At 65.1% G+C, this 23821-nt stretch carries 29 protein-coding genes; 11 read left to right on the top strand and 18 right to left on the bottom strand.

Translation table 11 applies throughout. The annotated features are described in order from the left end of the window. Positions 1-10: 10 nt before the first annotated feature. From bchL to CJZ78_RS11145, 3 genes are all read right to left on the bottom strand, one after another. Positions 11-910 (bottom strand): ferredoxin:protochlorophyllide reductase (ATP-dependent) iron-sulfur ATP-binding protein, encoded by a 900-nt coding sequence (gene bchL, locus CJZ78_RS11155; RefSeq protein WP_094561400.1) that lies wholly within the window; start codon positions 908-910, stop codon positions 11-13. Positions 911-1137: 227 nt separating this feature from the next. After that, the gene (locus tag CJZ78_RS11150; protein ID WP_094561399.1) at positions 1138-2772 is read right to left on the bottom strand and encodes a ferredoxin:protochlorophyllide reductase (ATP-dependent) subunit B; all 1635 of its coding nucleotides are present in this window, start codon (positions 2770-2772) and stop codon (positions 1138-1140) included. 51 nt (positions 2773-2823) lie between these two features. Next, positions 2824-4089, bottom strand: coding sequence for a ferredoxin:protochlorophyllide reductase (ATP-dependent) subunit N (locus CJZ78_RS11145; protein ID WP_094561398.1), 1266 nt, complete (start codon positions 4087-4089; stop codon positions 2824-2826). A gap of 151 nt (positions 4090-4240) precedes the next feature. On the opposite strand from CJZ78_RS11145, the gene CJZ78_RS11140 reads away from it, so the two are divergent. Continuing rightward, positions 4241-5374, top strand: a complete 1134-nt coding sequence (locus CJZ78_RS11140) for a TrkA family potassium uptake protein (RefSeq protein ID WP_094561397.1) — start codon at positions 4241-4243, stop codon at positions 5372-5374. A gap of 15 nt (positions 5375-5389) precedes the next feature. Here CJZ78_RS11140 and CJZ78_RS11135 read toward each other — a convergent pair whose 3' ends face one another. Continuing rightward, positions 5390-5554 (bottom strand): Nif11-like leader peptide family natural product precursor, encoded by a 165-nt coding sequence (locus tag CJZ78_RS11135; protein WP_094561396.1) that lies wholly within the window; start codon positions 5552-5554, stop codon positions 5390-5392. Positions 5555-5716: 162 nt separating this feature from the next. Between CJZ78_RS11135 and CJZ78_RS11130 the strand changes: the two genes are divergently transcribed. The 4 genes from CJZ78_RS11130 to CJZ78_RS11115 all read left to right on the top strand — a co-directional run bounded on the left by CJZ78_RS11130 (position 5717) and on the right by CJZ78_RS11115 (position 8265). After that, a complete protein-coding gene (locus tag CJZ78_RS11130) occupies positions 5717-6085 on the top strand; it encodes an RNA-binding protein (RefSeq protein WP_094561395.1) in 369 nt (122 codons plus the stop codon). A gap of 133 nt (positions 6086-6218) precedes the next feature. Next, entirely contained in the window at positions 6219-6815 is a 597-nt protein-coding gene (locus CJZ78_RS11125) for a triacylglycerol lipase (protein WP_094561394.1), read from the top strand. 19 nt (positions 6816-6834) lie between these two features. Beyond that, a complete protein-coding gene (locus CJZ78_RS11120; protein ID WP_094561393.1) occupies positions 6835-7956 on the top strand; it encodes a glycosyltransferase family 2 protein in 1122 nt (373 codons plus the stop codon). An 87-nt stretch (positions 7957-8043) separates the two neighbouring features. After that, entirely contained in the window at positions 8044-8265 is a 222-nt protein-coding gene (locus CJZ78_RS11115) for a hypothetical protein (RefSeq protein WP_094561392.1), read from the top strand. 1 nt (position 8266) lies between these two features. On the opposite strand, the gene CJZ78_RS11110 is transcribed toward CJZ78_RS11115, so the two are convergent. The 5 genes from CJZ78_RS11110 to CJZ78_RS11090 form a co-directional block, all read right to left on the bottom strand. Then, entirely contained in the window at positions 8267-9118 is an 852-nt protein-coding gene (locus CJZ78_RS11110; protein ID WP_094561391.1) for an acyl-CoA desaturase, read from the bottom strand. A gap of 66 nt (positions 9119-9184) precedes the next feature. Further along, a complete protein-coding gene (locus tag CJZ78_RS11105) occupies positions 9185-9478 on the bottom strand; it encodes a cell division protein SepF (protein WP_094561390.1) in 294 nt (97 codons plus the stop codon). Positions 9479-9521: 43 nt separating this feature from the next. Further along, positions 9522-10727, bottom strand: a complete 1206-nt coding sequence (locus CJZ78_RS11100) for a glycosyltransferase family 2 protein (RefSeq protein ID WP_369802057.1) — start codon at positions 10725-10727, stop codon at positions 9522-9524. 4 nt (positions 10728-10731) lie between these two features. Continuing rightward, complete coding sequence (locus CJZ78_RS11095) at positions 10732-11115, bottom strand: hypothetical protein (protein WP_158217073.1); 384 nt, start codon at positions 11113-11115, stop codon at positions 10732-10734. 234 nt (positions 11116-11349) lie between these two features. Beyond that, positions 11350-12540, bottom strand: a complete 1191-nt coding sequence (locus CJZ78_RS11090; protein WP_094561388.1) for an NAD(P)-binding protein — start codon at positions 12538-12540, stop codon at positions 11350-11352. A gap of 59 nt (positions 12541-12599) precedes the next feature. Here CJZ78_RS11090 and CJZ78_RS11085 point away from each other — a divergent pair, with 59 nt between their 5' ends. The 3 genes from CJZ78_RS11085 (at position 12600) to CJZ78_RS14225 (ending at position 13684) form a co-directional block, all read left to right on the top strand. Beyond that, positions 12600-13049, top strand: coding sequence for a DCC1-like thiol-disulfide oxidoreductase family protein (locus tag CJZ78_RS11085; RefSeq protein ID WP_094561387.1), 450 nt, complete (start codon positions 12600-12602; stop codon positions 13047-13049). 17 nt (positions 13050-13066) lie between these two features. Next, entirely contained in the window at positions 13067-13450 is a 384-nt protein-coding gene (locus CJZ78_RS11080; RefSeq protein WP_094561386.1) for a hypothetical protein, read from the top strand. Between the two features lie 75 nt (positions 13451-13525). Beyond that, on the top strand, positions 13526-13684 hold the full coding sequence (locus CJZ78_RS14225) for a hypothetical protein (RefSeq protein ID WP_198953890.1): 159 nt from the start codon (positions 13526-13528) through the stop codon (positions 13682-13684). 255 nt (positions 13685-13939) lie between these two features. Here CJZ78_RS14225 and CJZ78_RS11075 read toward each other — a convergent pair whose 3' ends face one another. From CJZ78_RS11075 to CJZ78_RS11045, 8 genes are all read right to left on the bottom strand, one after another. Continuing rightward, positions 13940-15295 (bottom strand): cation:proton antiporter, encoded by a 1356-nt coding sequence (locus CJZ78_RS11075; RefSeq protein ID WP_094561385.1) that lies wholly within the window; start codon positions 15293-15295, stop codon positions 13940-13942. Between the two features lie 516 nt (positions 15296-15811). Beyond that, complete coding sequence (locus tag CJZ78_RS14070) at positions 15812-15970, bottom strand: hypothetical protein (RefSeq protein ID WP_158217072.1); 159 nt, start codon at positions 15968-15970, stop codon at positions 15812-15814. A 327-nt stretch (positions 15971-16297) separates the two neighbouring features. Continuing rightward, the gene (locus CJZ78_RS11070) at positions 16298-16516 is read right to left on the bottom strand and encodes a hypothetical protein (protein WP_094561384.1); all 219 of its coding nucleotides are present in this window, start codon (positions 16514-16516) and stop codon (positions 16298-16300) included. 58 nt (positions 16517-16574) lie between these two features. Beyond that, positions 16575-17168: a MarC family protein gene (locus CJZ78_RS11065; RefSeq protein ID WP_094561383.1), complete on the bottom strand. Its 594-nt coding sequence runs from the start codon at positions 17166-17168 to the stop codon at positions 16575-16577. Beyond that, positions 17165-17350: a hypothetical protein gene (locus CJZ78_RS11060; protein WP_094561382.1), complete on the bottom strand. Its 186-nt coding sequence runs from the start codon at positions 17348-17350 to the stop codon at positions 17165-17167. Before CJZ78_RS11060 ends, CJZ78_RS11065 begins: the two co-directional genes overlap by 4 nt. A 109-nt stretch (positions 17351-17459) precedes the next feature. Next, a complete protein-coding gene (locus CJZ78_RS11055) occupies positions 17460-18302 on the bottom strand; it encodes an alpha/beta fold hydrolase (RefSeq protein ID WP_094561381.1) in 843 nt (280 codons plus the stop codon). 22 nt (positions 18303-18324) lie between these two features. After that, the gene (locus CJZ78_RS11050; protein WP_233128715.1) at positions 18325-19020 is read right to left on the bottom strand and encodes a lysophospholipid acyltransferase family protein; all 696 of its coding nucleotides are present in this window, start codon (positions 19018-19020) and stop codon (positions 18325-18327) included. Between the two features lie 240 nt (positions 19021-19260). Then, positions 19261-19464, bottom strand: a complete 204-nt coding sequence (locus CJZ78_RS11045; RefSeq protein WP_369802056.1) for a hypothetical protein — start codon at positions 19462-19464, stop codon at positions 19261-19263. A 170-nt stretch (positions 19465-19634) separates the two neighbouring features. Here CJZ78_RS11045 and CJZ78_RS11040 point away from each other — a divergent pair, with 170 nt between their 5' ends. From CJZ78_RS11040 to CJZ78_RS11025, 3 genes are all read left to right on the top strand, one after another. Further along, on the top strand, positions 19635-20306 hold the full coding sequence (locus CJZ78_RS11040; RefSeq protein ID WP_094561379.1) for a DoxX family protein: 672 nt from the start codon (positions 19635-19637) through the stop codon (positions 20304-20306). A gap of 149 nt (positions 20307-20455) precedes the next feature. Next, positions 20456-21148, top strand: coding sequence for a hypothetical protein (locus CJZ78_RS11035; RefSeq protein ID WP_094561378.1), 693 nt, complete (start codon positions 20456-20458; stop codon positions 21146-21148). A 396-nt stretch (positions 21149-21544) separates the two neighbouring features. After that, a complete protein-coding gene (locus tag CJZ78_RS11025) occupies positions 21545-21874 on the top strand; it encodes a hypothetical protein (RefSeq protein WP_094561415.1) in 330 nt (109 codons plus the stop codon). Here CJZ78_RS11025 and CJZ78_RS11020 read toward each other — a convergent pair. After that, positions 21861-23821: ATP-dependent RecD-like DNA helicase (locus tag CJZ78_RS11020; protein WP_094561414.1), on the bottom strand; the 1961-nt coding region annotated here is incomplete at its 5' end. The two genes, CJZ78_RS11025 and CJZ78_RS11020, sit on opposite strands and share 14 nt — an antisense overlap.

The following is a 23821-nucleotide window of genomic DNA, read 5'->3' as shown; positions in this document are numbered from 1 at the left end:
GGACCTGGGTTCAATCGAAACCGAGCAGGTCGAAGATCTCGCGATCCTTCAGCGATTCGGCCTCCAGGGGTTCGACATCGTCGAGCATCCGCTGAGCGAGGTTGAGATACTCCTGCTGGACCGCTTCCACTTCCGGTGTGCTTTCCATCTCGAAGATGGTGCACTTCTTCAGACGGGATTTGCGAATCGCATCCACAGTCTTGAAGTGGGCCATGGTGCGCAGGCCTGTGCGGGCATTGAACTTGTCGATTTCGTCGGTCTCCTCGGAGCGGTTAGCGATCACACCGCCAAGGCGCACCTTGTAATTCTTGGCCTTGGCATTGATGGCCTGCATGATCCGGTTCATCGCGAAGATGGAGTCGAAATCGTTGGCCGTCACGATCAGGCAGTAGTGGGCATGCTGCAGCGGCGCAGCAAAGCCGCCGCACACCACATCTCCCAACACATCAAAGATCACCACGTCGGTGTCTTCGAGCAGGTGATGCTCTTTGAGCAGTTTCACCGTCTGGCCGGTGACGTAACCGCCACAGCCCGTGCCTGCTGGTGGGCCGCCAGACTCCACACACATCACACCGTTGTAGCCCTCAAACACGAAGTCTTCGGGCCGCAATTCTTCAGTATGAAAATCAACGGTTTCAAGAATATCGATCACGGTGGGCACCATCTTCTTGGTGAGCGTGAAGGTGCTGTCGTGCTTGGGATCGCAACCGATCTGCAGCACCCGCTTGCCCAGCTTCGAGAAGGCCGCCGACAGGTTGGACGACGTGGTGGATTTGCCGATGCCGCCCTTGCCATACACGGCAAGGACCAGGGCTCCCTCTTCGATCGCCATCGCGGCGTCTTGATGCACCTGAACACTGCCCTCACCATCGGGGCGTGAGAGCTGGGGAGGCGTCAGGGTGATTGTCATATAGGGGAAAGCGCCAGGTCAACCCCAACGCAAGGAACAGGCTTCAGCCATCCAAACGCTGGCGGGATGCCCACCGAGGGCCAGGCGCGCAAAGCGAAACATCCCAGCCAGATTCATGCGGATCCACACACATGCGCATGGGTGAAAGTACCTAAATCCGGGCAAGCCGCCCCCAGGCTGAGTTCACGGCAGAGATTGAGCCGGAGATTGCCTCGATTCGAAATGATTCAGGAGCTGAAGTGGGCCTTCGCCTCATAAAGGGCTTCGCTGTCGATCACCTCCAACCCACGCTCGCGGGCATAGGCCTCGGTGTTCTTGCGCACCTTGCCCCGCACGAAGAAGGGGATCTTGGCCAGCTCCGCCTCACCGTCTGGGCTCCACACCAGCTCACCATGGCCGGGAAGCGCGGTTGCAACCGGCGTCGCCGCGGCCTGGTCACGGGCGGGTTCGGCCTCAGCCGGCCGGGTGGGGGCGCTGGCCCCCTCCAGGTGGCTGAGGTGACCATCCACGAATTCAAAATCGTGCCGGAACATGCCGATCAGGTGCTCCTCCAACCCCATCATCAGCGGGTGCACCCAGGCATCGAATATCACGTTGGCCCCCTCCCAGCCCATCTGGGGGGAATAGCGGGCCGGCACGTCCTGCACGTGCAGCGGCGCGCTGATCACCGCGCAGGGGATGCCGAGGCGCTTGGCGCTGTGGCGCTCCATCTGGGTGCCGAGCACCAGCTCCGGCGCTGCCGCCGCCATGGCCGCCTCTACAGCGAGGTAGTCGTCGCTGATCAGGGCCTCGAGGCCCAGCTCGGCGGCTGCGGCCCGCAGCTCTCGGGCCTGCTCGCGGCTGTAGCTGCCCAAACCCACCACCTGGAAGCCCAGCTCCCGGCTGGCGATCCGGGCCGCCGCGATGGCGTGGGTGGCATCGCCAAAGATGAACACCCGCTTGCCGGTGAGATAGGTGGAATCCACCGAGCGCGAATACCAGGGCAGCCGCGAGCGCCGTTCGGCGGCGCAGGTGCCATCGGCTCCAGGCTGCAGCGCAGCGGGAAGCTCCAGGCCCAGCAGCTGGTGCAACTCCCGCAGGAAACTGGCGGTGGCGCCGATGCCGATCGGCACGGTGCGCACCGTGGCCATGCCGAAGCTGCGCTCCAGCCAGCTGCACACCGAACCCGCCACCTCGGGATAAAGGCACACGTTGGCGTCGGCCGTGGGGATGCGCTGCAAATCGGCGGGGCGGGCGCCCAGGGGCGCCACCACGGCCACCTCGACGCCGTACTCCGCCAGCAGGGCCGTGATTTCGCGCACGTCGTCACGACAGCGAAAACCGAGCAGCGACGGCCCCAGCAGATTCACCCGCGGCCGCCGGCCCTCGTCACGCCAGCGCTGGGGCGAGGGCTTGGCAAAGCCAGGCGAGGGCAGCTGGGCCTTCAGCAGGCCCCGCACCAGTTGATAGAGGGTTTCAGCGGCCCCCCAGTTCTCTTTTTTGGAATAGGCGGGCAGCTCGAGATTCACCACCGGAATGCCGCCCAGGTCCATGCCGCCTGCCAGAGCGCCTGGTTGGTCTTGGATCAGCTCGGCGGTGCAGCTCTCGCCCACCAGCAGGGCCTCCGGCTGGAAGCGCGCCACCGCTTCGCTGATCGAGCGCTTCACCAACTCGGCGGTGTCGCCGCCCAGGTCGCGGGCCTGGAAGGTGGTGTAGGTGACAGGCGGGCGCTTGTCGCGCCGCTCGATCATCGTGAACAGCAGGTCGGCGTAGGTGTCGCCCTGGGGGGCATGCAACACGTAGTGCACTCCCTCCATCGATGTGGCGATGCGCATGGCGCCCACATGGGGCGGGCCTTCGTAGGTCCAGAGGGTGAGTTCCATGGGAGGGAAGAACAGGAGGGGGCGGCGGCGGCGGCGGGATGCAGCCGGCGCTCAGGCAAACGACAGGGCGGCGCGACGGCGCAGGGAACGGGCAAACAGCTCGGCCAGATCCCCGGCCTGGTCGCAGCCGTGAATGGGGCTGAACACCAGCTCGATCGACCACTTGGTGGCAATCCCTTCGGCCTCCAGGGGGTTGGCCAGGCCAAGGCCGCACACCACCAGGTCGGGCCGCGCCGCACGCACCCGCTCCAGCTGGCGCTCCACGTCCTGGCCTTCACTGATGCGGGTGCCCTCCGGCAGCAAGGCCAGCTCGGCATCCAGCAGCTGGCGATCCAGGTAGGGCGTGCCCACCTCCACCAGCTCCATGCCGCATTCGCGCTGCAGGAAGCGCGCCAACGAGAGCTCCAGCTGGGAATCGGGCAGCAGGAAGAGCCGTTTACCCGCCAACAGCTCCCGGTGGGGAGCGATGGCGCGGCGACCCCGCTCCACCAGCGGATCCAACACAGCGGCCACCTGGGCCGGCGCCACACCGAAGGCCTCCGCGCCCGCTGCCATCCAGGCCCGGCTGCCCTCCACCCCGAAGGGATAGGGGGCCGCCAACAGCCGCGCCCCCCGGTTCACCAGGGCGCGCGCCGTATCCGAGAGAAACGGCTGGGCCAACAGCACCCGGGTGCCCGGGCCGATCGGGGGCAACTCGGTGGAGCGCCGCGGCGGCAGGCTCGTGACCACGGGAATCCCCAGGCGGCCAAACAGCTGCACCAGCCGGTCCTCCACCGCATCGGCCAGGGTGCCCACGATCAGCAGCTGATCAACATCGCTGCTGGGCATCAGCGGCACCATCGCCAACAGGGCCTTGTCTTCCCCTTGAGTGAAGGTGGTTTCGATGCCGCTGCCGCTGTAATTGAGCACCTTCACCCGACCGGCCAGCTGGGTGTTGAGCCGCTCGGCAGCCTTGGCCAGATCGAGCTTGATCACCTCGCTGGGGCAACTGCCCACCAGAAACAGGGTGCGAATCTCCGGGCGCCGCACCAGCAGATCCGTCACGAGCCGGTCAAGCTCCTCATTGGCATCGGCCAGGCCGGCCAGATCCCGCTCCCCCAGAATCGCAGTGCCGAAGCGGGGTTCGGCGAAGATCATCACGCCGGCGGCGCTCTGGATCAGGTGAGCGCAGGTGCGTGAGCCCACCACCAGAAAAAAAGCATCCGGCATGCGCCGATGCAGCCACACGATCGAGGTGAGGCCGCAGAACACCTCCCGTTGCCCGCTCTCCTTGAGCAGGGAGGGATGCCGATCATCAACAACCGAAGATGCGCCCATCCAGGCGTGCTGCGGAAAGAACCTTTCAGGGTTAACGGAGACGTCCGCCGTTCGGTGGACAACGTCACCAAATGTTCGGGATCAACCAGACGGCAACAGGACACTGCCCGTACCCTGAGCCGAGTGATCTGGAGCACCGGGTCCAGATCCCATGCCCAAGCGTCCCTGGCTTTACGCCACCCAAAGACCACCCTCCACGCGCAACCGCAAACCCTGGCGGGCGCCCCTTGCCCTGGCTCTGCTGGTCAACGCTGGCGCCCTCGGCTACCGCCTCAGCGAAGGCTGGGACTGGGGGGACAGCTACTGGATGGTGCTGATCACCCTCAGCACCCTGGGCTTCAGTGATGGCCACACCCAGATCCTCAGCGCCAACGGGCGCCTGGTTACCACCCTGCTCATCCTGGGCGGCCTGGTGGTGGTGCAGATCAGCATCCAGGGCGTGTTGGGGCTGTCTGAATCCGGGTACTTCCGGCGCCTGCGCGAGCGCCGTTTCCGCCGCTGGCTGCAATCCATGCACAACCATGTGATCCTCTGCGGCTACGGCCGCATCGGCCACGAGATCGCCGAACAGCTCACCAGGGAGAACGTTCCCATGCTGGTGGTGGAGATGGACGCCGAGCGGCGGGAAGCCGCCGAAGAGCGTGGGCTTCCAGTGCTGATGGCCGACGCCACCTTGGACGAAACGCTGCTGGAGGCAGGCATCCACCGCTGCCGGGCGCTGGTGGCAGCCCTGCCCAACAACGCCTCCAACCTCTACGTGGTGCTCAGCGCCCGCGGCATCGCGCCCAACTGCCGCCTGATCGCCCGCTCCGACAGTGAAGAAGCTGAGCGCAAGCTGCGCCTCGCCGGCGCCGACCAGGTGGTCAGCCCTTTTGTGAGTGGTGGCCGCACCATGGCAGCCAAGGCCCTGCGCCCCCTGGCCGTGAGCTTCATGGATCTGCTGGCGGGCTCAGGCTGCGAGGTGGAGGAGTTTCTGCTCAGCAGTGATGCTGCTGACCTGGGGCCCCTCAATGGGGCCTCCCTGGCCGACCTCCAACTCGGTGCCCGCACCGGCGCCCTTGTGCTGGCGATCGTGCCCCCCCGACGCAGCGAGGATGGGGCCACCCGCCAATACCGCGGGGCGACTTACAGCCCCGAAGAACCCGAGCTGATCGCCAACCCCAGCAGTGACACCCGCCTGGCACCGGGCCAGACGCTGGTGGTGTTGGGCAGTCAGCCTCAACTCGAGGCCTTCGGCCGGCTACTGGGCCCCGCCCTCAAAAGCGTGGACGTGATGACCAACTAACGGCCGGTTGGCTTGTCAGGCCCGTTGGGCGCGGCTCCAGGACGCCGGGGAAAAGACATGCCCCTGCTCCAGGGCAATCGCCACAACGGCATCAACACTGCCGGCCGCGTCGACCCGGGCCTTGAGGGCCGCATCGGCGTCCACCTTGACCATGAAGGCGGTGAGCTGAGCTTTCGACATGGCAGGGCAGGGCGTGGAGCCCTACATGCCTAGCCAAGATTCGAGGATTCGGTGGCCTGGCCTCGAACGCTGTAGGATTGTTGATGATTCAAAGATTTCTCTCTAGCGAGCTGACCACTTTCTGTTGGGCCGTCGAAGGATCGATTCATAGTTTCTGAGTTCATGACCATTTACGTCGGCAATCTTTCCTTCGATGCAGAAGCGGAAGATGTCCAGCACCTGTTCAGCCAATACGGACAGGTGAGCAAGTGCAGCCTTCCCCTCGACCGCGACACCGGCCGCAAGCGCGGTTTCGCCTTCGTCGAGATGGCCAACGAGGCTGAGGAAACCAAGGCCATCGACGATCTTCAGGACGTCGAGTGGATGGGTCGCGCCATCCGCGTCAACAAGGCCGAGCCCCGCGGCAGTGGCGGTGGTGGTGGTGGCGGTCGCCGCGATTTCGGCGGCGGCGGCGGCGGCGGCGGCGGCTATGGCGGTGGTGGTGGTGGTGGTGGCGGCGGCTACGGCGGTGGCGGCGGCGGCCGTTACTGAGCTTCAGCTCACCTATTCAGCTCACCTTTTTTGCAGGATTCGGGTTTCGTCCGGATCCCAACGCTGATATCCCAACCGCTCCCCAGGGGGCGGTTTTTTGATGCTGAGCCTGGAAGCTTCCTAGCCTTGGAGCATGGCTACCCACCCCCCTCTGGTGCTGGTGCACGGGCTGTGGGATAGCCCCAGGCTGTTCCATCGCCTCCAGCAGACCCTGGGCGATCGGCGGACGCCCCTGCTCATCCCCCACCTGCCCCATGGGCTCGGCAGTACACCGATCCCCCAACTGGCCAGCCAGCTCGGCAGCCACATCGAAGCCGCCTTCGGCCCCGACACCCCCATCGACCTGCTGGGCTTCTCGATGGGTGGGGTCATCGGTCGCACCTGGATCCAGCTGCTGGGCGGCCATCGCCGCACCCGTCGCTTCATCAGCGTGGGCAGTCCGCAGCGGGGCACGCTCACGGCCCAGCCCTGGCCCCGCTGGCTGCTGGCCAGCATCGCCGACATGAAGTGGGGCAGCCCATTGCTGAGCCAACTCAACCAAAACCTCGACGGCCTCCGTGACGTGGAGTGCCACAGCTACTACTGCAGCCGTGACCTGATGGTGCTGCCGGGCTGGCGAGCCGTTCTGCCGGTTGGGCCGCGCGAGGCGTTACCTGTGCGCACCCACCAGCAGCTGATGCGCCATCCGGCGGCCCTGGAGCCCCTGGTGGCCGAGCTGCTGCGCCCATGAGCGAGCCTCCCTGAATGCCATGCCCTCCCCCGATCTCCTGGCCATTTCCCTGCTGGTGCGCTGGCTGCTGGGCTGGTTTCTGTGCCTGCGCATGCCGGCCCTACCCGAATTCACGCCCATAGGGCAGCCCCGGGTGTCGGTTCTGATCCCCGCTCGCAATGAGGCACTCACCCTGCCCCAGCTGCTGGCAGCCCTAGCCGCCCAAAGCCTGCACCCCCTCGAGGTGATCGTCATTGACGACCACTCCAGCGACGACACCGCCGCCATCGCCCACGCCGCCATCGCCCACGCCGCCATCGCCCACGCCGCCGGCGTCACGGTGCTGGCTTCGGCACCGCTGCCGCAAGGCTGGTGCAGCAAAACCTGGGCCTTGCAACAGGGGGCCAACCGCAGCCAGGGAGATCTGTTGGTGTTCCTCGATGCCGACACCGAGCCCCGCCCCACGTTTCTGGCCCAGCTGGTGGCCAACCACCAGCAGTACGGCGGGTTGGTGTCGGTGCAGCCGTTTCACCGCACTGAACAGCCCTACGAGCAACTGTCGGTGCTGTTCAACCTGGTGGGGCTGATGGCGGTGCCCCTGGGGCCGCGGGTGGGGGTGGCCTTTGGGCCAGCAATGGTGACCAGCCGCAGCGATTATGGGCGCATCGGCGGCCATGCCTCGGTGGCCGGGAAAGTGGTGGAGGACTGGTTCCTCGCCCATCGTTACGAGGCCGCCGGCTTGCCGGTGAGCGCGTTTCTCGGCCACGGCAGCCTGGCTTACCGCATGTATCCGGGCGGCCTGAGCGACATGGTGGTGGGCTTCGACAAGAACTTCGCCACCGCAGCCGGCGAGGTGCGCTGGCCCTGGATGGTCGGGGTGCTCCTGTGGCTCTCAGGGCTGTTCTGGGCCGCCTGGTGCCTGCCTGCTGCCGTCCTGCACTGGCCCATGGTGGGCGATCCCGCCCTGGCCCCCAACCTGCTGGTCTACGTCGGTTATGCCCTGCAGCTGCTGGTGATCACCCGACGCCTTGGCACCTTTGGCTGGATCAACCTGGTGTTCCCCGTGCCGGTGCTGTTTTTCCTCGGGGTGTTCCTGCTGGCGATTCTCAACCTGGAGCGAGGCTCAATCAACTGGAAGGGGCGCCAAGTCCCCACCCGCTAAGCGATCGTTCTGTGGCACCTCGCTCGCAATGTCGCGAAAACCCTAAAGGCCGTCGCGATTCCAGCTAAAGGGACTCAGAATTGCCTCATGGATGATCCCATCGCTTCGGGTCGTTATCGCGTTCGCGCTGTCGTCGAGCGCGAGCAGAGTGTGCCGCTGCAGGTGCAGGCGGCCCGTTTCAACACCCGCGATGACGCCGACACCTTTGCCCACCTGGCGGCCAACGACCACCTCCAGAGCATGGTGGTCGAGAAGCTGGCCCCAGGCGGCTGCTGGCTGCAGCTGAGCCTGGTGGCCGGAGCCATCTGACTCAGTCAGCGGCGCGGGCCAGTAGGGCACGTTGACTCGGCACGCGCAGATCCCAGGCCCAACCACAACGCTCCAGCAGGCGAATGAAGCGGTAGGTGGGATCGATCAGCAGCCGTGGGCGACCAGCGTGCAGGGTGATGCCCTGGCGCACTGACGCCTGGAAGGCATGGTGGAGATTGTGCCAACCCTCACCGAGCGTGATCAGCGCCACAAAGCCGTTGTTGCGGCTGGCATCACCGGTGGCAAAGGGCTGATCCCCGAGCAGGTGGGCCAGGGAATTGACACTGGCCACACCGTGGAACAGCACCGTGGTGCTGAGGCAGAAGGCTGCCAGCCAAGGCAGACCCCCCAGTTGCCAGGACAGGCCAGCCAACAACAGTGCCGGCACGAAATGGAGCCGATCGATCAGTCGCAGCACTGGATCCGCCTCCACGTCGGCCGGCAGGCTGGCCGGAAAGAAGCTGGAGCTCAGCAACCACCCCACCTGGGAGCGCCACAGGCCTCGCCATCCCGCCGAGGGCGCCAGGGGGGTGTGGGGATCGGCGGCCGTATCGACGTGGCGGTGGTGCTCCTGGTGATGGGCCTTCCACCAGCTCGGCCCCATCTGACCAGCCGAGGCCGCCACCGCGGCCCCGATCCAGACCACCGGTCGGGCGGCGCGATAGCTGGCATGGGTGATCAGGCGGTGGTAAATCGCCGTGGTGGCGAGCATGCGCACCAGGTAAAGACCCAAGCCCCAGAGGGCTGCCCCGACGCTGAGCCCGGTCCAGAGGAGCAGCAGGCAGCCGAAGTGACTGGCAATGATCAGAACAGGGCCGAAGGCGTATAGAACGCGACGTAGACGGGGAACCAAGCCCTCTCCTGAGCAATCGCTAAGCCTAGGAGGCAGAACGCTGCAGCCTGCGGCACCGGAACTTGCTCAGCGCAGGTTGCGCTCAGGATCGGGGCCGCCAGGATCGCGACGCAGGGCCACGATCTCTGGCACAAAGATGAAGGTGAGCGGATCGAGGCATTCGGCCTGACCATCGATGGCGCTCACCCCCCCGGCCACAAAGTCGATCAAGCGCTGGGCCTCGCTGCGCTCCATCGCCCCGGCATGCACCACCACGGTCTTGCGCTCGCGCACGTGGTGCACGATCCACTGCGCCTCCTCAAAGCGGGTGGGGTGGAACACCACCACCTCGGGCAACCAATCGCCAAATGGGCTCTGCATCCCTGGGGCAACCCCGATGGCGCTGTGCCCTCAACGTATGGCCCTAACCCGGGCTCTGCAAGGAGCGCCCCCGCCAGGTCCAGCCCCGGCCGCTGAGGGTCTTGATCACTGACACCGGAGCGATGGCGCCGATCACCAGCCCGCCCAAGCCGGCCAGCCACCACCAGTCGAGCGGGGTCGCGAAGCGACGGCGGGTCCACAGCCGGATCGCCAGCTGCAGGGCAATGCCCAGCAACGCCAGCACCAGCGGCAGGAGCGCCAGTGGAGCAGGGCCCTGCCAGACCAGCCACAGGGCTGGGGGCAGCAGCAGCCAGGGAATGGCGTAAAGCTGCACCACAACGGCGCCGGCCCCCAGCGCCTTGAGCACGTCGCGGTCGAGGCCCAGCAGCCAGTTTTTGGTCCAGCCCTCCCACAGACTGGCGAAATCCCCGTACATCCGCAGGGTCAGCCAATCGAGGCCCAGCAGGTAGCGCAGCCGGAACCCCTGACCCTTGATCGCCCGCGCCAGGGCAAGGTCTTCCACCACCTCGCCAGCCACGGCGGCATGGCCACCCACGGCGCGGTAAGCCTGGGTGCAGAAGAGCAGAAACGGCCCCGCCGCAAAAGCCAGGGGATCGGCAGGATCGTTGGCCCGCGCGATCGGGAAGCCCAGGCCCAGCAGGCTGGCGATGATCGGCTGCACCAGCCACTCCGCCAAGCAACCGCAGCGCAGGCGCGGCGCCAGGGTGAGCAGGTCGGCCCCATGGGCCTGCGCATCCGCCAGGGCAGCCCGCAGGGCCCCGGGCTCCACCCGCACGTCGGCATCGATGAACACCACCCAATCGCTGTCGAGCTGCTCACTGGCCCGGTGACAGGCCCAGTTTTTGCCCACCCAGCGCTCACCGGCCGGCCGGGCGCCGGCCTGCAGCAGGACAAAGCCGGGATTTCCCGCCGCCGCGGCCCGGGCCAGCTCAGCGGTGGCATCGCTGGAGTCGTCATCCACCACCAGCAACGACCAGCGCGGGCATGGGTCCTCACTGGCGAGGATCGCCGTGACGCAGTCGCCGATGTTGTCGGCCTCGTTGTAGGCCGGCACCACCACGGTGCAGGAGGTGGGCTTTTGGCCAGACAGGGGGGCTTCCAAGCCGCCAGCGCCGGCAGGAGCCGCTTGCAGCACCGGCGCCGTGCGGAAGGTGCGCTCCAACAACGCCAGCATCACCCCCAGCCCCAGGCACGACACCAGGGCCAGAGCACTCAAGAGGCCACTCACGAGGTCAGGGGCAGCGATGGAGCAGCAGCCGATCGGCGGCCGCACGACGGCAGACCCGGCGGAAGGGGGCCAGACCAATACCAAACAACTCCTCAAACAGCCGGTTGGCCGCCATCACCGAAGCCAGACCGCAGCGATGCACCTGCTGTTGGAGGGTGGATTGGGGATGTTCGGCAATGCCCTCAAACAGGCGGCTGAGGCGAAAGTGCTGCAACGCCTGAAACGGTGTCTTGCCTCGGCAGTGGTCAAAACAGAGATCAAGCCACTCGGCACTCACCCCGATCGAGCTGGCCATCACCTCGAGTTCGATGTTTTCAGAAAAGTGATGGGCGAAATAGCGGGCTGCCTGGTTGACCACATCCAGCTGCTGCGCGGGAGCCACAGGCAATTGCCGCCACCGCCGGGGCAGAGCATGCCGGTCGGAACAGGCGGCAGTGGGTGGGGGAACCGGCCGCATGGCACTCCAAGACGCAAAGGACGTCTCTGCTCCAACTAATAACCCCCCCGGACCAGACGCGGCAATCACATCGGTCACCGTCCGGGGGAACTGTCGCAACGCTGCATCAATTGAAATGAAACAGCCGTCTGAAATGAAACAGCCGTCGCCATCAAACAGCCCCGCTCAAGTGAAGGCCAACAGCTCATGGGCCAGCAGCTCACCGCTGCGCAGGGCCCCTTCGATGCGCCCAAAACCGACACCGGCGATGAAGTCGCCGCAGAAGCCCACCCGGCTGCGGGGGCAGAACATCAGCTCTGAGGGCAGCCCCGGCGCCAGGGGGAAGGCGGCACCCCAGCGCATCAGCTGGCGGTCGGTTTGGCCCAAATCAAGCCGAGGCAACCAGAGGCCCATCACCTGCTCCAAGGCGGTGGTGAGGGCCGCCACCACGATGTCTTCGCGGCCTTCATCCGGGGGCAACTTCAGCATGCGGGCCACGGCGGAATGGGTGCCGTACACATCAAGGTGGTCGGCGGCAAAGGCATGGGTGGAATGGGCCACCACGGCACAGCGTCCGTCAGCCAGGGGCTGAACGGTGATCCGCTGCAGCCCCCAGTGCTGCTGGGCCGCCGCGTCCAAATGGAGCAGGCCGAAAGGCAAAGCCCGCCAGGGGCCTGCTGCCACGGCATCCAACATCACCAGCAGGTTGCTGCGGGCCTCGGTGCGGATGCCGGCGATCAAGGTGAGGGCGTGGTCGAGCTGCAGATCCGCCAGCGGGGCCACCGCCTGCTTCAGGGGCACGTCATCCCAGCCGAAGATCATGCGGCTGCGGGGGTGGGCCAGCAAGGTGCTGCTCAGCACCAGCCAGTGGGCCTGGCCCAGCAGCTCCCGCTCGCGGCCCCACAACTGCCAGACACCGTCCTCGATGCTGAGGTGGCGCACGAGGGTGCCGTAGTGGGCATCGACGTTCTCGCCGGCGAGGTGGAGCAAACCCTGGCCCAGATGATCCATGCCACCGGCCCCCCGGTAGAGCTGTCCCAGCCCCAGGGCATCGGCCTGACCCAACTTGAGGGTTGATTCCCCCTGCAACTGGGCGATCACCCCCGACCAGGGCTCAAGCCAACCGCCGGCCAGCAGGGGCTGGAGCAACAGCGGATCGGTCTCTCCAGTGATGTTGAGCAGCGGCGCACCGTGGTCGATGCGCAGCGCGGCATCGTGGCGGGAACGACGGGTGCTGGCCCGCCCGCCGGGCCCGCGACCGGTCTCCCAGAGGCTCACTGAGCCGCGATGGCCCAGCCGCCGCAGCTGGGCTGCCAACGCACAGCCCGCAACCCCGGCACCGATGACAGCAATGGATTCAGGGCCCGATCGGGGCATCGACACCAACGAAGCCTGCGTTGCCTTCAGGATGACAGCGATCCCCAAGACTGCAGCCGATGGCTGACCACCCGGCGTCTCTGCAAACGGCATCTGTGCAACTGGCATCAGAGCAACCGGTGCTGGTGTTTGACGGCGGCTGCCCCTTCTGCCGCCACTTCGCCGAACTGAGCGAACTGCGCAGTGGCATCGCGGGGCTGACGATCCGGGATGGGCGCAGCGACCACGCTCTGCGCCGGCAACTGCGTCAGCAGGGCTGGGACCTGAGCCAGGGAGCGGTGGTGCTCGCTGAAGGGCGGGTGCTGCACGGCGCTGAAGCGATTCAGTGGATCTGCAGCCGGCTGCACCCCAGCACCTCCCTGCTCCAGCTGCTGGGTCCCCTGCTGGCAACGCCGCAGCGGGCCCGCCGCACCTATCCACTGCTGCTGCTGGCGCGGCGGTTGGCCCTCGCTATCAAGGGCCTACCGCTCGACCCCGACCAAGCCGTTGGCGCCGGTCGCAACAAGTAGCGTTCACTACAAAGGGAGTGGTTGTGGCCCGTTTTCTGGTGGTGCTCAAACCCAGCCCTGCCATGGCGCCAGAGGCGATGCTTGGGGCCCTCCATCCGGTGCTTGAGGCCCTGAATGCCGAGATCGAGCACCGCACCCCGGCCCACCTCAGCGCCATGATCCGCGGAGGCGGCGAAAGCCAGCGAATGCAGCTGTTTGCCGATGTGCAATCGAAAGCCGACGGCAAGGAGCTGGAGCTGGTGCTGCTCAGCCGCGAAGCGATGGGCGCCACCGCTCCCCACACCCGCAAGGTGTTTGAGCGGCTGCTGGAGCTGCTTCAGCAGCACGCTCAGGCCATGCCCCTCAGCTTCCGCTCCGACCAAAACGGACCCCTTCCCCACGCCTCCGGCGTCAGCGGCTGAGCACATACAGCGGTTTCACAAGCCCGCCGCTAAAGGAAGGCTTAAGATTTAGGCAATTGGTTTAGGGACCAGTCCGTGAACGACAACCATCCCGTGTTGCTCTCTCTCGACGCTGAACTCAACAGCCTGCGCAGCGCCTACTCCGAGCAGCCCAACGAGCAGACCCGCTACCAGCTCGTGCGCCTCGAACAACTGATCCACCAGTGGGCTCCCGGGCACGGCAGCGTCGGCTGATTGCTCTCAGGGATTGCACCACGGGCCATGACCCGGATCAGCGGCCGAGAGTCCATCGCGGCGGGGCCGCGCCATCTGATGCGCTTCGTCTGATCGCCCCAGGCGACGCAGCCCCAGATGTCTGCAGCGGTTAGCTCTGTGGCCGTGCCGCACGAGCGACAGGGAAGGCGAGGCCTAAGGGTGCCATGACTCCGCGCCAACGCCACACCTGCGCTCCGAATCGAGCGCATGCGGGGGGGTGTCAGGGGCACAGGGTCAGGCTGGCTGCTCTGACTGGAGACTTCCGCCCTCGCCAGGCTCGCTGGGAATCACAATCCGCAGCAGGATCGGCGCCAAGAAAGTGGTGCCAATCACCATCAGCAGGATGGCGGCCTCCAGGGCGGGGGTGAGGATGCCGGCCTGGCTGCCAAGGCCCAGAAAAATCAAGCCCACTTCGCCGCGGGGCATCATGCCCAGCCCCACCACCAGGCGGTTGGTGGGTTCCGTGCTGAGGTAGCTCCAGCCGGCGGCCACCTTGCCGGCCATGGCCACCACCAGCAGGAACGCGGCCACGATCAGGCCCTCCCGATTGGCCGGATCGAAGGGGTTGAGCACCGAAAGATCCAGGCCGGTGCCAATCAGCACAAAAAACACGGTGGCAAACAGGGCCACCAGGGGCTTCACCGCCGCATCGATGTCGTGGGTGTGCTTCGAGGCGCTCAGGATCAAGCCAGCGGCGAAGGCCCCCAGGGCCGCCTCCAAGCCAATGGCCTGGGCGGCAAAGCAGCACACGGTGAGCACCAAAAAGCTGGCCACGGCCACATCGCCGGGCGCCTTGAGCTGATCCACCACCCAGTCGAAGGCGGGTGCGGCCTTGCGGCTCAGCACCAGGGCCACCGCCACAAATGCCACCGCCGCCAGACACAACTTCAACACCGGGCCCAGGCTGAAGGCGCCACCGCCCACGATCGCCACCACCACCGCCAGGATCACGATGCCGATGATGTCGTCGAGCACAGCGGCACCGATCACGATCTGGCCCTCGCGCCTCTTGAGCCACTTCAACTCGCCAAACACGCTGGCGGTGATGCCGATCGAGGTGGCCGTCATGGCGGCACCAGCAAACACCGCTGGAATCAGCGGCACATGAAAGAGGAAATAGAGGCCAGCCGTACCCAGGGCAAAGGGCAGCACCACACCAGCCACAGCCACCGTGGTGGCCTGAACGCCCACAGCCACCAGCTCATCGAGCTCGCTCTCCAAGCCCGTGAGAAACAACAGAGCAAACAGCCCCAGCTGTGACACCGCCTGCAGGTTGGGGAAGGTTTCGCTGTAGACCTCGCGCGCCGCCTCAGGACTGATCTGAGCCAGGGAGGCCAGCAGGCCGGCAACTCCGGCACTGAGCTGGGCCTGGGTTTCTGGCGGCACGATCAGATGCAGGCCCGAGATCCCGATCAACACCCCAGCCACCAACTCCCCAAGGATGGTGGGCAGCTGCAGCCGCACCATCACTTCGGCGATGGCCCGAGCGGCGATGAAGATCACCACAAAGTGACCCACCTGAATCAGGGTTTCCGCCACTTCAAGCTGGTGGGAACTGAACTCCAGCAACACCGGAGAGATCGACAACATCTGTCCCGCGTCAAGCCCCTTGGCCGATTGGCGTCAATCAAGTTGGCCGGTTAGGGGAACTGATCGCCCCCCGGTTGTCGCCGGCGACAACCGGGGGGCGATGACGCTGGAGGCGACACGAAAACTGAGCTACCCATCAGTCCGAGCCATTGCCAGCACTAAGTTCCTCTGATCGGCACCAGGCGACAACCACGTTGGCCGGTTAGTCGCCGAGAACTCCGCTGAACCTTGCCCTGGAGCGCACGAGCCGGCGGACCCCAGAGTCCGCCGGCTTGTGCGGAGCTTCCTACTGGGGCCTGCTTCCATAAGCAAAGGCCTGGCCGTCTTCCACCAGCACTAGGTTGATGTTGGTGTCACTGATCACTTCGGTCACAGAACGGCCTTAGCGATCGGTGGTTTTGACTTCGAGGGAGACCTCTCGGCCGCGGCGGAGCGGCTGGAGATCAGCGCCATGTCGGTGATGCGGGATCAGAAGAAGGCCATCGCCGCGCTGCGCCAGCAGCTCGAGGGCGGCCACTAGCCGCTGCCGCCTTCGTCGTAGGTTAATTCCACCATCGGATCCTCCTTGGGCGTCTCGGCCGCAAGGCTGAGCACTTTGGCTCCGGTCTCGGGGCTGATCAGATCGCGCCAGCAGCGCGAGCCCATTGCTGGGAGGGGTGTCGTGGTGTCAGTCATGGTTCTGGGGCTCACCATCACCCGGTAGCCGGCTGGGCGGTGCGCAGCTCCCGGTCCGATCTGGGCTGGTGCTCGCTCTGCTGGTCGCCCCATCACAGGCAGTTTGCGGCGGTGAGCAACAGCGGCTCTGAGGCAGTCGGGGCTGGTCATGATCCGGTTGCCGGTGCCGCTGCTACTCACTGCCATCAGCAGTGTCCTGCCCGCCAGGCTGCTGTCCTGCGTGCGTGCCCGTGGAGCTAGCGCCTTCTCTGGGTTGCTCCATCACTGGGGCCGTGCAGCACCACCTGCGAGATCGGGTGCGGCTGGTGTCTGCGATGCAGCGAACGTTCACGACTCGCTCAGCAGACTCAGCGCCTGCATCACTTGGAGGCGGATGCCCCCCAGCCGGGTCCAGGCCCGCACCGCATCCGCTCTGCTCCGGTAGGGGCGCCAGTCGTCCTCAGCGATGCGGCGCTGGAAATGGGCCGCAACACGCCGCACAACGGCGACATCGCTGGGTCTTGCCAATCGCAGCGTTGTTCCCTCGATCACCACTTCAGCAGGCATGGTGTTGAGGAGAGATCAGGAACTGGCCAGGCTCATTCTCAGTCCTTCCGAGCCCCTCTCAAGCAAGGATAGGGAAACAGCCCTTCAGCCCGTTCACCAGAATCTGCACCGCCACCGCAGTGATCAAGAGACCCATCAAGCGCTGCAGCACCCGTTCGCGGGTCTGACCAAGCCAGCCCCGCAGCCGCGGCGTGAGCTGCAGGAACAGGTAAAGCCCCATAGCCATGGCGCAGATCACCAGGCTCACCAGCAGTCGCCCGGTCCAGGCGTCGGGAGCTTCCGCAACCACCAGTGAGATCGTGCCGGGACCTGCCATCAACGGCACCCCGATCGGCACAATCGCCGCTGCCGGATCATCCGCCAAGGCACTTCCCAGCAGCGCCGGCCGCCCCTCCAGCAACCTCAGCCCCAAAGGCAGCAGGATCAGGCCACCAGCAACCCTGAAAGCCTGCAGGCTGATCCCAAATAGCCCAAGCAGGCCCGATCCCCACCAGCAGGCCACCAGCAACACAGCCAGGTAAGTGAGCACCGCCAGTCGACTGATCCGCTGCAGACGGGAACCGCTCCCGGCACCGGCTTGGCCCACGACGCTGAGCAACCCCACCGGGTCACTTAGGGCCAGCAGACCTACCGCCAGAGTGGACAGGCTCATGGCGATGGCGGAGTGATGCCCAGCGCTTGGGCGCCAAAGCGCCGCGTCATGTCGGTCTGCAGATGCCAGGCCGTCAGCAGTGTTTTGGCGATGCGTCTGAGCTCGGCCACGTCGTTGCAGGCATCGATGGCTCTGGCCTGGGTCTCAACAACGAACAGGCGGCTGAGATCTGAATCCAGCATGATTCTTAGGCAGTATTACAAAACGTTAAGCGGTGGGCATGCGAGGCGCGGCCGGTTTCCCGCACGGTTCCCTCCACTGGTGTCGCAGGCTTCACCCACACCAAGTGTGCTACCAGAGAGCTGCAGCCGCTTGGGCTGGCGCGTTCACCGGCAACGTGGACAGCGATAGGTCAGGACAAACACCCTGCGACTTGAGAATGGCAGACAAATTGAGTTGATCCTCCAGAAGGCAGGCATGCCCACTATCCGGAAGGTGAACAATTGTGGTGTTTGGAAGAAAGCGTGACAATCGCTTCGCTTCACTTCGGGAAGGCAGGAGTCGATCCGCTTCTGAGGCCAGGATTAAAACAGGCTGACGCACGCGATCAAGGGAAAGATCCTCCAGGCGGAACTGTCGGAGCAATGCCAATCTCCAGGCAGCGCTTTGAGGCTTCACAGCCTGCATGGCAGTCAGCAGCTGCTGCCGTGTTGACCTGCTGACCCGATGGGATTGAATCAGCAGATTGCACAGGCTTAAGGTGGAGAGCTGGTAAATCGGTGCCGGCAGCAGCTGAGTCAAAGAGCTACAGGCACCGATCCAGGGTTGACACTGCGCTGATGAGGCGGGATTGACCAGAATCAGTTGATCACACAGCTTCGGAAAGCGCGTGGACAATTTCAACGCCAAACAACCACCAAACGATTCACCACAAACGGTAGTCATTCGTCCAGGATGCCGTTGCTGCTCAATCTGGATTAGAGCGGCGACCTGCTCGGTCAACTCGTCCCAACCGTTGAGGTTGTCTGGGGGAATGGACAAGCAGCGAATGTCAAAGCCACTGCTGAGTCCAGGAACCTGTGGTTGAAGCAACGCACCACTGCCATCCATGCCCGGCAAAAAGACAAACAGCGGCCGAGACGGTGTTGCAGATGTGCAAGCGATGAGCCGCAGGGACTTGGGGGTGGTGTTCATGGTTTGGGAGGACTGATCAGTCTCACTGGGCCAACATTTCCGCGATCTGGCTCCAACAGGCATGGGTGAGTTCTCGGGCTAGAGCAGCTCCACTGCTGCCGCAGTACCGAGATTTCCAACCCTCATCGATCAGCAGAGGATGGCCAAAGAAAACATCAACATGCCGATAAAGGATTGCAGAGTGCCAGCCATCGCGTTGAAACAATGCTTCCGATGGATCGAAGCGCCGAAACAAGGCAAGCGGAGCAAGCCTTCCCTGCTTTTCTTCCCTTGAAGCAATCGCAACCGGCAGGATCGCCAGGCCATCCACAGGCACCCTCAGGGCAAGATGGGCAAAGCCCCTATGGAACGGGCTGAGCTGCTGGGGGGGTTTGACCTTCACCATCGGATCCGCACCCTCAGGAAACACACCCACCACCTCATTGGCTTGCAGAAACCTGGCCGACTGCTGAAAGAACGACGACTGCGTTCGCTGATCAGCCTCGAGTGGAAAGGCACCCATCAGCGCAACTGCCTGCTGCAATAGCGGCACCTGGCTCATGTAATAGTGACAGACGAATCGCACGGGGCGACTGATTGCCGACATCAGCAGGGGAGCATCTAGCAGGCTGCGATGGTTGCTGACAATAAGCAGTCTATTTCTGGTGGGTATTCTTTCAAGATGATGCAACGACGCTGAAACTCGAGCGGCTTCAAGCAGGCTGCGAGACAGTTGCAAGGGGATAGTGCGTTTCATGCTTGCTGTCTTGCCACTCTCGGTGGTGGGATCGGAGTGTGTTTGCCGAGTTCCTCTTTTCGCCGGGGCTGCAGGATCTCCTATATCAGATAGTTTTGAATCAAGAGATGGGACGTGCGAGCGTCAAGCCTGGCGGATCTCCGCACTGTCGTGCCGTTTTGCTTCAGGCGGTTCAGGCCAGGGAGGATCTGCGCCGCCTCACCAGCGGTTCGATCCACTCGTTCAGCTCCTGGCGGTGCGTTGCAGGTGCGGTGCGACTCGGCAGCCCAGCTGGATCTGCCCTTGATCGAGCAAGCGGCCCAGCCGCTGAATCGCCGCCTGCTCAGACCTGGGGAGGTGATCTTGCTGGCTCAACAGCCAGTCGATCTCGACCTGGGTGATCACCCCGGAGCTCAGGCTCTCAAGAAACAGCTCGCCTGTAGTCATCGGTTTGTAACAAACTCGTTACATCCTGGCGGCCTGGCGGAGCGTCCGTGAGGTCTGGGGCTCCGAGCCGCCGCCCTTAAGGCACGCCGTGACCGGGATGGCATTGGTGCCCGTGGCGCTTCACGTTCCTTAACGAAGCTTGCCATGATTTTTGAAAACGACCCCACCCCATGTCCACGTACACCCTGCTCGAACTGTTCGGCGGCTTCATGGCCGCCTGTGTCGCCCTTTGGTTCTTCTCGATGAACAGGTTCGTCGCGATTGACATTCCCGCCTCTAGGTCTGCACCTCTGGCTGGGCTCGCAGCAGTGGCGCCTGCCGTCCGCGCCTACCTGCAGCGCCCAGGTTTGCTGGCTTCCATCGGTCTGCTGCTATTGCGCCTGAGCATCGGCGGGCTGATGATTCACCATGGCCAGGAGAAGCTCGCCGATCCCCAGCAGTTCGCCAACACCTATGTGGCCTCGCTGCACCTGCCCTTCCCGCTGTTCTTCGCCTACGCCGCCGGCTTCTCGGAGCTGATCGGCAGCTGGCTTGTGATCCTTGGCCTGCTCACGCCCGTGGGTGCCCTGGCCCTGAGCGGCACGATGACGGTGGCGGCCTATCAGCACATCTCCACCGCCGGCCTCAACATTTATGTGCTGGAGCTGGTGCTCCTCTATCTCGGCGGCAGCCTCGCCCTGCTGTTCAACGGCCCCGGTCGTTTCTCCTTTGATGCTGGCATCATCCCTGTGTTGCTAGTTGACCTCAGTGAATCCGCTGCCTCTGATGCTGGTGTCTCTTCAGTGGAAGCCGGCGAGCTGCGCGCCATCCCCATCAGCGTGAACTCAGGGTCCCGGGGTTGAGCCAACCAGCGCTGGCGCCGATGCTCCCTCGCTAAGGGGCCACCGACTTGGCCCCCCAGAACCCAGTGGCGCCAATCAGAGTGAGGGAGGGATCCTCGCCGTAATCGAGCCTCCCTCCAAGGCCAATGCCTTGAATACCTTCTGTCGCCATGACCCCACCGCTGATCTTCGTGGTAGCCCCGGCCACGCTGCTGCCAGAAGCCAACACCTCACTGGAGGATCTTCAGGTGGCGCAGGCTTTAGGACCCTCCTCCGGTTTCTCCTTGCGGATCTTCAATCGGGGCGCCGATCACCCCGACCTGGGCGGGCTCCCTGTCGATGGCCGCCTCACTGGTGAGCTGCGCCGCAGCAGCGATGGCACCGAGATGTTGTGTGATGCCCTGATCCTGCGGATCGAGCCACAGCACCACTGGCTCGGTGTCTACCAAGGTGAACCAGAGGAACCCACAAGCCTGCAGTGCCTCGATCGCGTGGCGTTGAGCGAGCTGAGCAATGCCACCTGCTGGTTTTATCCCACGCACGACGGCACTTTTCTGAGCTGGGAGCGCGACCTTCGCCTCAGCCTGCAGCCGGGTTCGATCGCTGATTGCCCCGAGGAGTTGGCTTCGGCGCCTTACGAGCGCAGCAGACTCTCCGTGCTCTGGAGCCTACTGGGCGACGATGCCAGCCTCACCTGTGTGGGGCTCACCTACGGCGGTCAACGCCTCGACTGGCCGCTTCGAGTGATCAGCACTGAACCGATGGCAACCTGGGGACGCTTTCGCGTTGACAGCCAGGCTGACCACACCCTTGTGGTGGAGGACTGTCTGACGGTCTTCCCAGCTCCGCCCTGGGCGGCCTGATGTTTCCGAGCCGCCCAATGATGGCGCCGCTCCACTCAATGGCGGTAAAGACCGGTCTGGCCGAGGGGGAGGTATTGCTGCAGATCAGTGCGGGCTGCTGGCCGTAAAAACTCTGGGCGGTTTTAGGGGCATCGATGCAGGCCAGCCGCACGGTGACGGCCTTGCCGGCTTGGCGTACGCGGATGGTGTCGCCGTCACCGATCGACAGCACCGTGGCCATAACTCCCTGGGCAGCTCCACCAGGCGGCCAGGCCAGGGCCGTCAATGCCGCTACAACCAGCAGAGCCTTGCTTGCCATCGCTGGAGTTTGCACGGGCAGCCTTTCAATGCAGCCCCTGCATGGCTACTGCGCCGGCTGCGGAATGGCGCCAATCTGGTGCTCTGAACCAGCTCACCATGGCTCCCCTTTCGCTGCTGTTTGCCCTCGCCATCGGGACGCTTTTCACCGGCAGCGCCCTAGCTCAGCAGCCGGTGCAGCCCCTGCCGAAAGTGGGAGGGTGCCCCCTCGGCTACTACATCTCCGGTGGCTACTGCGTGCCCAGCTCCGGTGGCAACACCCGCGGCGCCATTGAGAAGGTGGGCGGGGGCTGTCCGTTGGGCTTCTACTCCTCGGGCAACTACTGCGTCAGTAGCCCCAGCAATGACCGCGAGGCGATTCAGAAAACCGGCAAGTCCTGCCCGTTGGGCTGGTATTCATCCGGCAACTACTGCATCAAGAGCCGCTGAGCCACTCCGCCAACTTGGTGCAGCGCCTGCGGCCCAGGTGGTTCTTCACCGCCATGGCCAGGGCCTTCTTCTGGCCCACCAGCACCACCAGCTGCTTGCCGCGGGTGAGGCCCGTGTACACCAGGTTGCGCTGCAGCATCGCGTAGTGCTGCGTGAGCAGCGGGATCACCACCGCCGGGTATTCGCTGCCCTGGCTCTTGTGGATCGTGCAGGCGTAGGCCGGCACCAGATGGTCGAGCTCTCCCCAGCCGTAGATCACCGCCCGGCTGCCGGCGACACCAGCCTCGCTGGCGGGGAACAGCACGCTCAGTTCGCTGTTGTCGCTGTCGATTGCATCGATGGTGCCGACATCGCCGTTGAACACCTCCTTCTCGTAGTCGTTAGCGATCTGCATCACCTTGTCGCCCGGCGCAAACCGCCACCCAAAGCGCTCCACCTGCTCGGCGGGATCAGGATTGAGCAGCTGCTGCAGCTCGATGTTCAGCGACCTTGAGCCACAACCGCCGCGAGCCATCGGGCAGAGCACCTGCACCTCGCCCACCGGATCGAAGCCAAAACGGGCCGGGATGCGCTCGCCCACCACCTTGAGGATCAGGGCCACCGCCTGCTCGGGCGTTTCGGCCGGCAGGAAATAGAAATCGCTGCTCGCCCCGTCAGCTGGAGCACGCAGGTCGGGGATGGTGCCGCTGTTGATGGCGTGGGCGGTGGTGATGATGCGGCTACTGGCCGCTTGGCGGAACACCTCGGTGAGCCGCGTCACCGGCACGGCCCCGCTGGCGATCACATCGGCCAGCACCTGACCCGGACCCACCGAGGGCAGCTGGTCCACATCCCCCACCAGCAGCAGCGCCGCCTCCGGCGGGATGGCGGCCAGCAGCGAGGCCATTAGCGGCACGTCCACCATCGAGGTCTCATCCACCACCAGCAGGTCGCACTCCAAAGGCAGCTCGGCGCCACGCCGGAAGCCGTAGCTGGCCGGGTCGAACTCCAGCAGCCGGTGGATGGTCTTGGCTTCCAGACCGGTGGCCTCTGCCATCCGCTTGGCGGCGCGGCCGGTGGGGGCGCAGAGCTGGATGCGCAGCTTCTTGGCCGCCAGGATCTGCAGGATCGCGTTGATCAAGGTGGTCTTGCCCACGCCGGGCCCACCCGTGATCACCAACAGTTTGCTGGCCAGGGCCTGCTCCACCGCAGCTTTCTGACTGGCCGCCAGCTGCAGGCCCAGGCGTTGATCCACCCAGCTGATCGCCTTACCCGCATCAATGACGCCCCAGGGCCGTGCCCCCTGCACCTGCTCCAGCAGGGCCTCCGCGATGCGGCGTTCATCGCGGTGCAGGTGGCTCAGAAAGATGGCCGGCTCGCCCGCCAGGCTGTCGGCGACAACGGCGCCCTCGGCCAGCTCCAGGTCCAGGGCCGCCTGGATCACGGCGGGCTCCAGCGGTCCGCGAGTGCCGTCCGGTCCCTCCACCGCCAGCAGCTCACCCGCCAACTTGAGCAGCTCGGCGGTAGGCAGGCCGCAGTGCCCCTCGCCGCTGGCCTCCAGCAGGGCGTAGTTGATGCCCGCCCGCAGCCGAATGGTTGCGGTGTGCTCAATCCCCAGCCTGGCCGCAATGGCATCGGCGGTGCGGAAGCCGATGCCGCGGATGTCGCGGGCCAGGCGGTAGGGGTTCTCCGCCATCACCTGCACGGCGTCATTCCCATATGTCTTGAAGATCCGCACCGCCCGGGCCGTGCCAACGCCATGGCTGTGCAGGAACACCATGATTTCGCGCACCACCTTCTGATCGGCCCAGGCCAGGGCGATACGGCCCGCTCGCACCTTGCCGATGCCGGGCACCTCCCGCAGGCGCTCAGGCGCCTGCTCGATCACCTCGAACACCTCCGCACCAAAGGCCTCAACCAGCTTGCTGGCGTAGATCGGGCCGATGCCGCGGATCATCCCCGAGCCCA

Origin of the sequence: Synechococcus sp. 8F6 (assembly GCF_002252665.1) — a bacterium.
Classification (GTDB): Bacteria; Cyanobacteriota; Cyanobacteriia; order PCC-6307; family Cyanobiaceae; genus Cyanobium_A.
The sequence above is the reverse complement of the archived record's forward strand: the minus strand, read 5'-3'. Positions and strand labels throughout refer to the sequence as shown.

Excerpts from the sequence above, each read along its gene's own strand:
- bchL (WP_094561400.1), bottom strand. The coding sequence starts at position 910 with ATGACAATCACCCTGACGCCTCCCCAGCTCTCACGCCCCGATGGTGAG.
- CJZ78_RS11150 (WP_094561399.1), bottom strand. The coding sequence starts at position 2,772 with ATGGAACTCACCCTCTGGACCTACGAAGGCCCGCCCCATGTGGGCGCC.
- CJZ78_RS11145 (WP_094561398.1), bottom strand. The coding sequence starts at position 4,089 with ATGGGCGCATCTTCGGTTGTTGATGATCGGCATCCCTCCCTGCTCAAG.
- CJZ78_RS11140 (WP_094561397.1), top strand. The coding sequence starts at position 4,241 with ATGCCCAAGCGTCCCTGGCTTTACGCCACCCAAAGACCACCCTCCACG.
- CJZ78_RS11135 (WP_094561396.1), bottom strand. The coding sequence starts at position 5,554 with ATGTCGAAAGCTCAGCTCACCGCCTTCATGGTCAAGGTGGACGCCGAT.
- CJZ78_RS11130 (WP_094561395.1), top strand. The coding sequence starts at position 5,717 with ATGACCATTTACGTCGGCAATCTTTCCTTCGATGCAGAAGCGGAAGAT.
- CJZ78_RS11125 (WP_094561394.1), top strand. The coding sequence starts at position 6,219 with ATGGCTACCCACCCCCCTCTGGTGCTGGTGCACGGGCTGTGGGATAGC.
- CJZ78_RS11120 (WP_094561393.1), top strand. The coding sequence starts at position 6,835 with ATGCCCTCCCCCGATCTCCTGGCCATTTCCCTGCTGGTGCGCTGGCTG.
- CJZ78_RS11115 (WP_094561392.1), top strand. The coding sequence starts at position 8,044 with ATGGATGATCCCATCGCTTCGGGTCGTTATCGCGTTCGCGCTGTCGTC.
- CJZ78_RS11105 (WP_094561390.1), bottom strand. The coding sequence starts at position 9,478 with ATGCAGAGCCCATTTGGCGATTGGTTGCCCGAGGTGGTGGTGTTCCAC.
- CJZ78_RS11090 (WP_094561388.1), bottom strand. The coding sequence starts at position 12,540 with ATGCCCCGATCGGGCCCTGAATCCATTGCTGTCATCGGTGCCGGGGTT.
- CJZ78_RS11085 (WP_094561387.1), top strand. The coding sequence starts at position 12,600 with ATGGCTGACCACCCGGCGTCTCTGCAAACGGCATCTGTGCAACTGGCA.
- CJZ78_RS11075 (WP_094561385.1), bottom strand. The coding sequence starts at position 15,295 with ATGTTGTCGATCTCTCCGGTGTTGCTGGAGTTCAGTTCCCACCAGCTT.
- CJZ78_RS14070 (WP_158217072.1), bottom strand. The coding sequence starts at position 15,970 with ATGACTGACACCACGACACCCCTCCCAGCAATGGGCTCGCGCTGCTGG.
- CJZ78_RS11070 (WP_094561384.1), bottom strand. The coding sequence starts at position 16,516 with ATGCCTGCTGAAGTGGTGATCGAGGGAACAACGCTGCGATTGGCAAGA.
- CJZ78_RS11065 (WP_094561383.1), bottom strand. The coding sequence starts at position 17,168 with ATGAGCCTGTCCACTCTGGCGGTAGGTCTGCTGGCCCTAAGTGACCCG.
- CJZ78_RS11060 (WP_094561382.1), bottom strand. The coding sequence starts at position 17,350 with ATGCTGGATTCAGATCTCAGCCGCCTGTTCGTTGTTGAGACCCAGGCC.
- CJZ78_RS11055 (WP_094561381.1), bottom strand. The coding sequence starts at position 18,302 with ATGAACACCACCCCCAAGTCCCTGCGGCTCATCGCTTGCACATCTGCA.
- CJZ78_RS11045 (WP_369802056.1), bottom strand. The coding sequence starts at position 19,464 with ATGACTACAGGCGAGCTGTTTCTTGAGAGCCTGAGCTCCGGGGTGATC.
- CJZ78_RS11040 (WP_094561379.1), top strand. The coding sequence starts at position 19,635 with ATGTCCACGTACACCCTGCTCGAACTGTTCGGCGGCTTCATGGCCGCC.
- CJZ78_RS11035 (WP_094561378.1), top strand. The coding sequence starts at position 20,456 with ATGACCCCACCGCTGATCTTCGTGGTAGCCCCGGCCACGCTGCTGCCA.
- CJZ78_RS11025 (WP_094561415.1), top strand. The coding sequence starts at position 21,545 with ATGGCTCCCCTTTCGCTGCTGTTTGCCCTCGCCATCGGGACGCTTTTC.